Annotated in this window: 10 protein-coding genes; 8 read left to right on the top strand and 2 right to left on the bottom strand. The window is 67.4% G+C overall.

The window, feature by feature from the left end:
* Nucleotides 1-778 (bottom strand): alpha/beta hydrolase fold domain-containing protein (locus ACXJKH_RS12335; RefSeq protein ID WP_457319650.1); only part of this gene is annotated, 778 nt, incomplete at its 3' end.
* Nucleotides 779-881: 103 nt separating this feature from the next.
* Between ACXJKH_RS12335 and ACXJKH_RS12330 the strand changes: the two genes are divergently transcribed.
* Nucleotides 882-1,313 (top strand): BLUF domain-containing protein, encoded by a 432-nt coding sequence (locus ACXJKH_RS12330; protein WP_256773919.1) that lies wholly within the window; start codon nucleotides 882-884, stop codon nucleotides 1,311-1,313.
* 113 nt (nucleotides 1,314-1,426) lie between these two features.
* Nucleotides 1,427-1,654, top strand: coding sequence for a hypothetical protein (locus ACXJKH_RS12325; RefSeq protein WP_457319649.1), 228 nt, complete (start codon nucleotides 1,427-1,429; stop codon nucleotides 1,652-1,654).
* A gap of 5 nt (nucleotides 1,655-1,659) precedes the next feature.
* Here ACXJKH_RS12325 and ACXJKH_RS12320 read toward each other — a convergent pair whose 3' ends face one another.
* Complete coding sequence (locus ACXJKH_RS12320; RefSeq protein WP_457319648.1) at nucleotides 1,660-1,836, bottom strand: hypothetical protein; 177 nt, start codon at nucleotides 1,834-1,836, stop codon at nucleotides 1,660-1,662.
* Between the two features lie 150 nt (nucleotides 1,837-1,986).
* Between ACXJKH_RS12320 and ACXJKH_RS12315 the strand changes: the two genes are divergently transcribed.
* Genes ACXJKH_RS12315 through ACXJKH_RS12290 form a run of 6 tightly spaced genes read left to right on the top strand, consistent with a single transcriptional unit; the run spans nucleotide 1,987 to nucleotide 6,447 of the window.
* Nucleotides 1,987-3,150 (top strand): zinc-dependent alcohol dehydrogenase, encoded by a 1,164-nt coding sequence (locus ACXJKH_RS12315; protein ID WP_256773916.1) that lies wholly within the window; start codon nucleotides 1,987-1,989, stop codon nucleotides 3,148-3,150.
* A 1-nt stretch (nucleotide 3,151) separates the two neighbouring features.
* Nucleotides 3,152-4,129, top strand: a complete 978-nt coding sequence (locus ACXJKH_RS12310) for an acyl-CoA dehydrogenase (RefSeq protein ID WP_457319647.1) — start codon at nucleotides 3,152-3,154, stop codon at nucleotides 4,127-4,129.
* The gene (locus ACXJKH_RS12305) at nucleotides 4,117-4,875 is read left to right on the top strand and encodes a PIG-L deacetylase family protein (protein WP_256773914.1); all 759 of its coding nucleotides are present in this window, start codon (nucleotides 4,117-4,119) and stop codon (nucleotides 4,873-4,875) included. The genes ACXJKH_RS12310 and ACXJKH_RS12305 overlap by 13 nt, the downstream gene beginning before the upstream one ends.
* Entirely contained in the window at nucleotides 4,872-5,459 is a 588-nt protein-coding gene (locus ACXJKH_RS12300; RefSeq protein ID WP_457319646.1) for a methyltransferase, read from the top strand. The genes ACXJKH_RS12305 and ACXJKH_RS12300 overlap by 4 nt, the downstream gene beginning before the upstream one ends.
* Nucleotides 5,456-6,178, top strand: coding sequence for a glycosyltransferase (locus ACXJKH_RS12295; RefSeq protein ID WP_457319645.1), 723 nt, complete (start codon nucleotides 5,456-5,458; stop codon nucleotides 6,176-6,178). Before ACXJKH_RS12300 ends, ACXJKH_RS12295 begins: the two co-directional genes overlap by 4 nt.
* The gene (locus ACXJKH_RS12290) at nucleotides 6,178-6,447 is read left to right on the top strand and encodes a PQ-loop domain-containing transporter (RefSeq protein WP_457319651.1); all 270 of its coding nucleotides are present in this window, start codon (nucleotides 6,178-6,180) and stop codon (nucleotides 6,445-6,447) included. The genes ACXJKH_RS12295 and ACXJKH_RS12290 overlap by 1 nt, the downstream gene beginning before the upstream one ends.
* Nucleotides 6,448-6,575 lie beyond the last annotated feature (128 nt).

Below are 6,575 nucleotides of genomic sequence, written 5' to 3'. Positions count from 1 at the left end.
GCGGTAGCAACGCATCGTTGATCGCGGCCATCACATAGCGGGAATCACCGCCATAGCGTGCATCGCCGCCAGCGCAGAACAGGCCGGCCGCGCCCGGCATCGGGAGCTTCTCCTTGTCGAACCACGCCAGYGATTCGCCGGTGAGGACGCCGCCRGCGGAGCAGCCGAAAATGCCTATGTGGTTGGCCGGCATGCGCTCGAGTGCGGCGCGGTAGACAGCGGCGACATCTTCGCTGGCCGCAGGGAATTTATGCTCCGGACCTTGTCGATACTCCACCGCGATGACCGTCGCGCCCGTCATCGCGGCCACCGGGATCGCTTCGAGCAGGCCAAGACTGTCGGCGCGCCCGAACACAAACGCACCGCCGTGCAGTTCGATCAGCAGGCGTTGCGCGGCCGGATCGGTTGGCGCACTGCGGGGCTGCACGCGAACCACCGGGACGCCGTTCCAGGTTTCGTTGTGCAGCTCCACCGGGTAGCGCTTGCGCAGCGCGGCGATCTCGCCGTACGCCCACTGATCGGCGCCCTTGCGGATGTGGTCGAGCTGCGCGAGTACGGCCGCGTTGTCCAGTTTTGCGGTGGGGTCGCCATGGATGACGGCGCTGCGCACGCTGGTCCGCGCCTCCGGGCTGAGATAAGGAGAAAGGGGCAGGGCAAAGCTGGGAACCTGGCGTACGCCTTCATCCACCGCGCGGTCCACCGCCGCTGCGGGCATGCTCATTGCCAGGCCGATGGCAACGGCCAACCCAAGGCATGACTTCCTGATCCACGTGCGCATCAAACCGTCCTTGTCGTCGAGAGGCGCACAGCATACCGTCGGGTACGGCGCGCCGTCGCGCCATTCTCGCGCCCTTGATTCGGGCCCGCCTAGAATGCGGCCTATGAGCAGCCCACCCCTCCATGCCCTCGTGTACGTCAGCCATGCTGCCGGTAAGCTCGACAACGGCTACCTCGACAGCATCATGGTCGACGCCATGGCCCTCAACCAGGTCGCCAAGGTTACCGGCGTGCTGCTTTTCGATGGCGAGCGCTTTCTGCAGTACATGGAAGGCAGCGAGGCGGCGGTGTCGGCGGCTTTTCTCCGCGTGCAGCGCTCACGTCGGCATTCGGGTATCCGCGTGTTGATGCGCGGCGAGGTGGCACAACGGTATTTTTCGAAGTGGTCGATGGCCTGCCGCCATACTGAGGCCTCGATCCTGCAGCGCATCGAGCGCAGCCGCTGGGAGTCGAGGATGCTGCCGCAGATATCAACCGACCGTAGCGATAACGACGGTCTGGCGCTGCTGATGCAGTTCTGGTCTGACGAGGGCTGAGCCGGGAGGTGTGCCGATGCGCGTCAATTGCGTGTCAGCACGTGCCGCGCAACTCTCGCCACGCGTTTACATCGGTGCGGCGATGCTGGGTGCCTGCCCAAGGAGATCCACCCATGCACAGCAACGCCCTCGAACTGCCCACTGAGCCCACTGGTCAAACCGTGCCCGGGGCGCCGCAGGAGCCACTTCCGGCGCCCACGCCGGTGGAAGCACCGGTGACCCCGGACCCGCCGGCGCAGGATCCACCCCGTGAAGTACCGCCCGAGCGCGACCCGCCGCCAGCCGACGCGCCGGTGGAAGATCCGCCGGCACCGGGCCACGCGCCTCAGCCCGGCGGCTGAATGCTTCAGCGCGGTGTGGGTGGCTTTTCGTAGTCGTCCGGACTCACTTCGCCTTTGCCGCTGCCCTGGTCGGGCATGTCCTTGTCCTTCCAGCGCGCTGAATCGTTGCGCGTCTTGTCCGGGGTAAACGCCTTCTGCTGATCATCTTCAGGATTGCCGGATACCGGCTGGTCGGTGTTCATCGGTGCGCTCCAACAGGTGGTGTGGGCAGACGCTCCGCCTGTACGGGTGAACGTTCTGTCGCCACGCATGGACACGCCCCACACGTCGAAGTCACGGCCCCGGTACGCCGCACGCGTTAACAAGGCGGTACCTATCTGCTGGAGCACTGCATGCGCGCCTTGACCTACCACGGCAGCAAAGACGTTCGGGTCGACACCGTCCCCGATCCGGTGCTGGCCGCGCCGGACGACCTGATCCTGCGCGTGACCGCCACCGCCATCTGCGGCTCGGACCTGCATCTGTATCGCGGCAAGATTCCCGACCTGCACACCGGCGATGTGCTGGGCCATGAGTTCATGGGCATCGTCGAAGAAGTCGGGGCAGGGGTGAGCGACCTGCGCCCGGGCGACCGGGTGGTGATTCCCTTCGTGATCGCCTGCGGCGAGTGCTTCCACTGCCGGCTTACCGAATTCGCAGCATGCGAGACCACCAACAGCGGCAAGGGCGCGGCGGTCAATCAGAAAGGCATCCGCCCACCGGCGGCGCTGTTCGGCTACAGCCATCTGTACGGCGGTGTATCCGGAGGGCAGGCCGAATTCGTGCGTGTGCCCAAGGCCAACGTCGGACCGCTGCGCATCCCCGACGGCCTGTCCGACGAACAGGTGCTGTTCCTGTCCGATATCCTGCCGACCGGCTACCAGGCCGCGCTCAATGCCGGGGTCAAGCCAGGCTCCACCGTGGCGATCTTCGGCGCGGGTCCGGTCGGTCTGATGAGCGCGGCGTGCTGCCGCCTGCTGGGCGCGGAGACGATCTTCATGGTCGATCATCTGCCCTACCGGCTGGCCTTCGCCCAGCAGACCTACGGCGTTACGCCGATCGACTTCACCCAGGTAGGGGATCCGGCCGAGTACATCGTGACCCAGACCAACGGTCGTGGCGTGGATGCCACCATCGAGGCCGTGGGCTTTGAAGCCGAAGGCAGTGCGCTGGAGTCGGCCTTGACCACGCTCAAGGTGGAGGGCAGCAGCGGCGTGGCGATCCGGCAGTGCATCGCCGCCACGCGCCGTGGCGGCACGGTCAGCATTCCCGGCGTATACGCTGGTTTCGTGCATGGTTTCCTGCTCGGCGACGCGTTCGACAAAGGGCTCACCTTCAAGATGGGCCAGACCCACGTGCAGCGGCTGATGCCGGAGCTGCTCGACCATATCGCCGAGGGCAACCTCGATCCGGGCGTGATCGTCACCCATCGCATGGCGCTGGAAGATGCGGCCAAGGGGTATGAGATCTTCGACCGCAAGCAGGAGGATTGCCGCAAGGTGATCCTGACGCCCTGACATGGCCACCGTCGTGGACATCGCCGCCTCCCGCGTCGCAACGCCGTTGCTGGTGCGCCAGGCGCGTGACTGGCTGGCCCGGCAACCGGCACTCCCACCCCCGGGCGGTGGCGATACGCTGCTGCGCTGGCAGTCGCTGGCACAGATCGCCGCGCAGGATCTGTGCCTTGCCAAGGTATTGGAGGCGCACTACGACGCGCAGGCGATCCTGCAGGAACTGGGCGCAGGTCCGCCCGAGCGCGGACAACTCGGTGCGGTATGGGCCGCCGAAGGGCCGGCCGCGACGCTGGCGTTCGATGCGCAGCAGGGCACGTTGAGCGGCGACAAGCCGTGGTGCTCAGGTGCGGAGTGGGTCGACTTCGCTCTGGTGACGGTGCGTGACGGCACGCAATCGCGGTTGTTCCGCGCTGATCTGCGCAATGCCCGCCTCGGCTGCCAGGCACAGGACTGGCAGGCCACCGGCATGGGGCGCGTGCCCAGCAGTACCGCGCACTTCCGGCAGGTACCGGCGGTGGAGGTCGGGCAGGCCAATGCGTATCTGGAGCGTCCCGGTTTCTGGCACGGCGGTGCGGGTATAGCCGCATGCTGGTTCGGCGCGGCGGCGGCACTGGCCGAACCGCTCCGCCGCTCGCCAAAGACCGCTGAGGCCGGCACCGCTGCGGTGCTGCTGGGCGAAGTGGATATGGCGCTTTCCCCGTGCGCGTCGCTGCTGCGCGAATTGGCGGCACTGCTGGACGCGCAGCCCGAGCACCCGCACATGACCGAGGTGCTGCGTGCGCGCAGCGTGGTCGAGCGGGCCTGCGTGCGCACCTTGGATCTGGTCGCGCGCGGGCTGGGCCCGGGCCCCATGTGCCTGGACCAGGACCATGCGCGGCGTTGGAGCGATCTGACCGTGTTCATCCGTCAGAGCCACGCCGACCGCGACTGGCAGCAGTTGGGCATGGACTGTCATCGCGCGGGGCGGCCATGGAGCTTGTAGACCGCCAGATCGATGGCAACGGCATCAGCGAGGCGCAGTGGCAGTCCTGCGCATGGCTGCAATCGCTGCCGGAACAGACGCCGCAGACGCTGTTCGCCGGCATTGCCCGCGTGGTGGTGGTGTCGCCCCATCCGGACGATGAAGTGCTTGCCTGCGGCGGAGTGATGGCCTGCGCGCACAGCGCTGGGCTGCCGGTGCTGGTGGTGTCGGTGACCGACGGCGAGGCGTGCTACCCCGACCATTCCCTCTGGCTGCCACAGCGATTGCGCGAGGAACGCCAGCGCGAACTGGATCGCGCGCTGGCGTGCCTTGGGCTGACCCATGCACAACGGCATGCGTGGCACATCGGCGACGGTACGGTGACCCAGCATGAGGCGGAGGTTGCCGCGCGCCTGTTGGCCTTGCTGCGCGAAGACGATCTGGTGCTGGCCCCGTGGATGCTGGACGGCCATCCCGACCATGAAGCGGTGGGGCGTGCCTGCGCGCGTGCCGCGTCGCACCGGGGCTGCGCGCGCCGGGAGTTTCCCGTGTGGGGCTGGCACTGGCTGGACCCACAGCAGGCCGCGCGCGCGTGGTCGCCGGCGTTCCGTTTCCGCCTGTCCCCGCAGGTGCAGCAGCGCAAGCGGGTGGCCATCGGCCAGTTCGGCACCCAGACCGGCACCGCGCCGGGACTGGACTGCGCCCCGATCCTGCCCGATGCGGTGCTGCAACGTTTCCAGCGTGATTACGAGGTACTGCTTGGATGAGCGATGTCGCGTACTTCAATGCGATCTACCAGAACGAGGACCCGTTCGAGTACCGCACCCGCTGGTACGAAGCGCGTAAACGCGCGCTGACCTTGGCGAGCCTGCCGCAGGCGCATTACCTGCGCGCCTGGGAACTGGGCTGTTCCAACGGCGTGCTGACCGCCGCGCTGGCACCGCGCTGCGCGCAGTTGCTGGCCACCGACATCAGTGAAGAGGCCGTGGCCGCGGCGCGCCGGACCGTGGCCGGGCAGCCGCAGGTGACGGTGGAGCGCGCGCAGCACCCGCAGGACTGGCCGGAGGACCCGTTCGACCTGATCGTGTTCAGCGAACTGGGCTACTACCTGGAGGAGGCGGACATGCAGGCAATGGCGGCGCGCCTGGTCGCATCACTGGGTCCGCAGGGCGTGCTGATCGCCTGCCATTGGCGGCCGCCATTCGCGCAGGCGCGCTGCAGCACGGACTTCGTGCACGCGCAGCTGGATGCACTGCTGCCCCGGGTCTTTTCCTGGTCCGACGCTGACATGGTCCTGCAGGGGTGGTCGCGCGATACGCGCTCGGTGGCGCAACACGAGGGACTGCGATGATTGCCGCGATCGTGCCGGCCCACAACGAAGAACAGATGATCGGCCCGTGCCTGCAGGCGCTGCAGGTAGCGGCTGCGCATCGCGCGCTGGACGGCGAGGCGGTCGCCATCGTGGTGGCGCTGGACCGCTGCAGCGACGCGACTGCGGAGATRTGCAGGCGATTGGGCGTGCACACCGTGTGCGTGGAAGCCGGCTGCGTTGGCGTCGCCCGTGCGGCGGCCAGCGAAGTTGCGCTGGCGCTGGGTGCGCGCTGGATCGGGTGCACTGACGCCGACAGCCGCGTGCCCGGGGACTGGCTGGTCAAACAGTTGCACTGCGGTGCCGGCGCGTTCTGCGGGGTGGTGACGGTGGAGGATTGGCTCGATTACGCGCCCACGGTGCAGGAGCGCTTTCTGGCCAGCGAGCACCTGCATGATGGGCATGCACACGTGCACGGCGCCAACATGGGTTTCAGTGCGGCTGCCTACCGCGACAGCGGCGGATTCCTGCCGCTGGTGTCCGGGGAGGATGTGGCCTTGATCGAGGCGATCCAGAACAGTGGTGCACGTGTCGCCCGGCTGGCCGCACCCCAGGTCGTGACCAGTGCACGCCGTCATGCCCGCGCGACGCGGGGCTTCAGCGACTTCCTCAAGCGCCTGGAGCAGCAGGTGGGCCATGACGGCGGCGTTCCGGGGCTGGCGTTGCCCAACATCGGGCGAAAATCGGCAGGCGCGTGCTGATGGCGGCGGTTGATCTGCTCGGATGGGCGGCCACCCTCGTCCTGGTCGCCACGMTCTGGCGGCAGATCTGGAAGCAATGGCGCGCCGAGGATGCGCAGGCGGTTTCGACGTGGTTGTTCGTGGGGCAGATCACCGCCTCGGTGCTTTTCATTCTTTACAGCATCGCGCTGCATTCCTGGGTATTCGTGGTCACCAACAGCCTGGTGCTCGCGACCGCGATCGCAGGCCAATGCCTGTCCTGGATCAAGCGCCGTCGCGCGTCTTCGTGACGACGCAATCGCGTGGTGAACACGCGCGCACAACACCTGCATTTCATCGCGCATACGTCGCTGAACCGCGCGTTTTGGATGTCACGCCGACTTCATTCCCGATCGCTAAAAGTGGACTCACCCAAACG

This window comes from Stenotrophomonas sp. P5_B8 (genome assembly GCF_054049855.1).
Note: the sequence above shows the minus strand (reverse complement) of the source record. Positions and strands in the feature narration are given on the sequence as shown.

Coding starts and splice junctions, on each gene's coding strand:
- ACXJKH_RS12330 (WP_256773919.1), top strand. CDS start 882: ATGAGCAGCCCACCCCTCCATGCCCTCGTGTACGTCAGCCATGCTGCC.
- ACXJKH_RS12305 (WP_256773914.1), top strand. CDS start 4,117: ATGGAGCTTGTAGACCGCCAGATCGATGGCAACGGCATCAGCGAGGCG.
- ACXJKH_RS12320 (WP_457319648.1), bottom strand. CDS start 1,836: ATGAACACCGACCAGCCGGTATCCGGCAATCCTGAAGATGATCAGCAG.
- ACXJKH_RS12325 (WP_457319649.1), top strand. CDS start 1,427: ATGCACAGCAACGCCCTCGAACTGCCCACTGAGCCCACTGGTCAAACC.
- ACXJKH_RS12315 (WP_256773916.1), top strand. CDS start 1,987: ATGCGCGCCTTGACCTACCACGGCAGCAAAGACGTTCGGGTCGACACC.
- ACXJKH_RS12300 (WP_457319646.1), top strand. CDS start 4,872: ATGAGCGATGTCGCGTACTTCAATGCGATCTACCAGAACGAGGACCCG.
- ACXJKH_RS12310 (WP_457319647.1), top strand. CDS start 3,152: ATGGCCACCGTCGTGGACATCGCCGCCTCCCGCGTCGCAACGCCGTTG.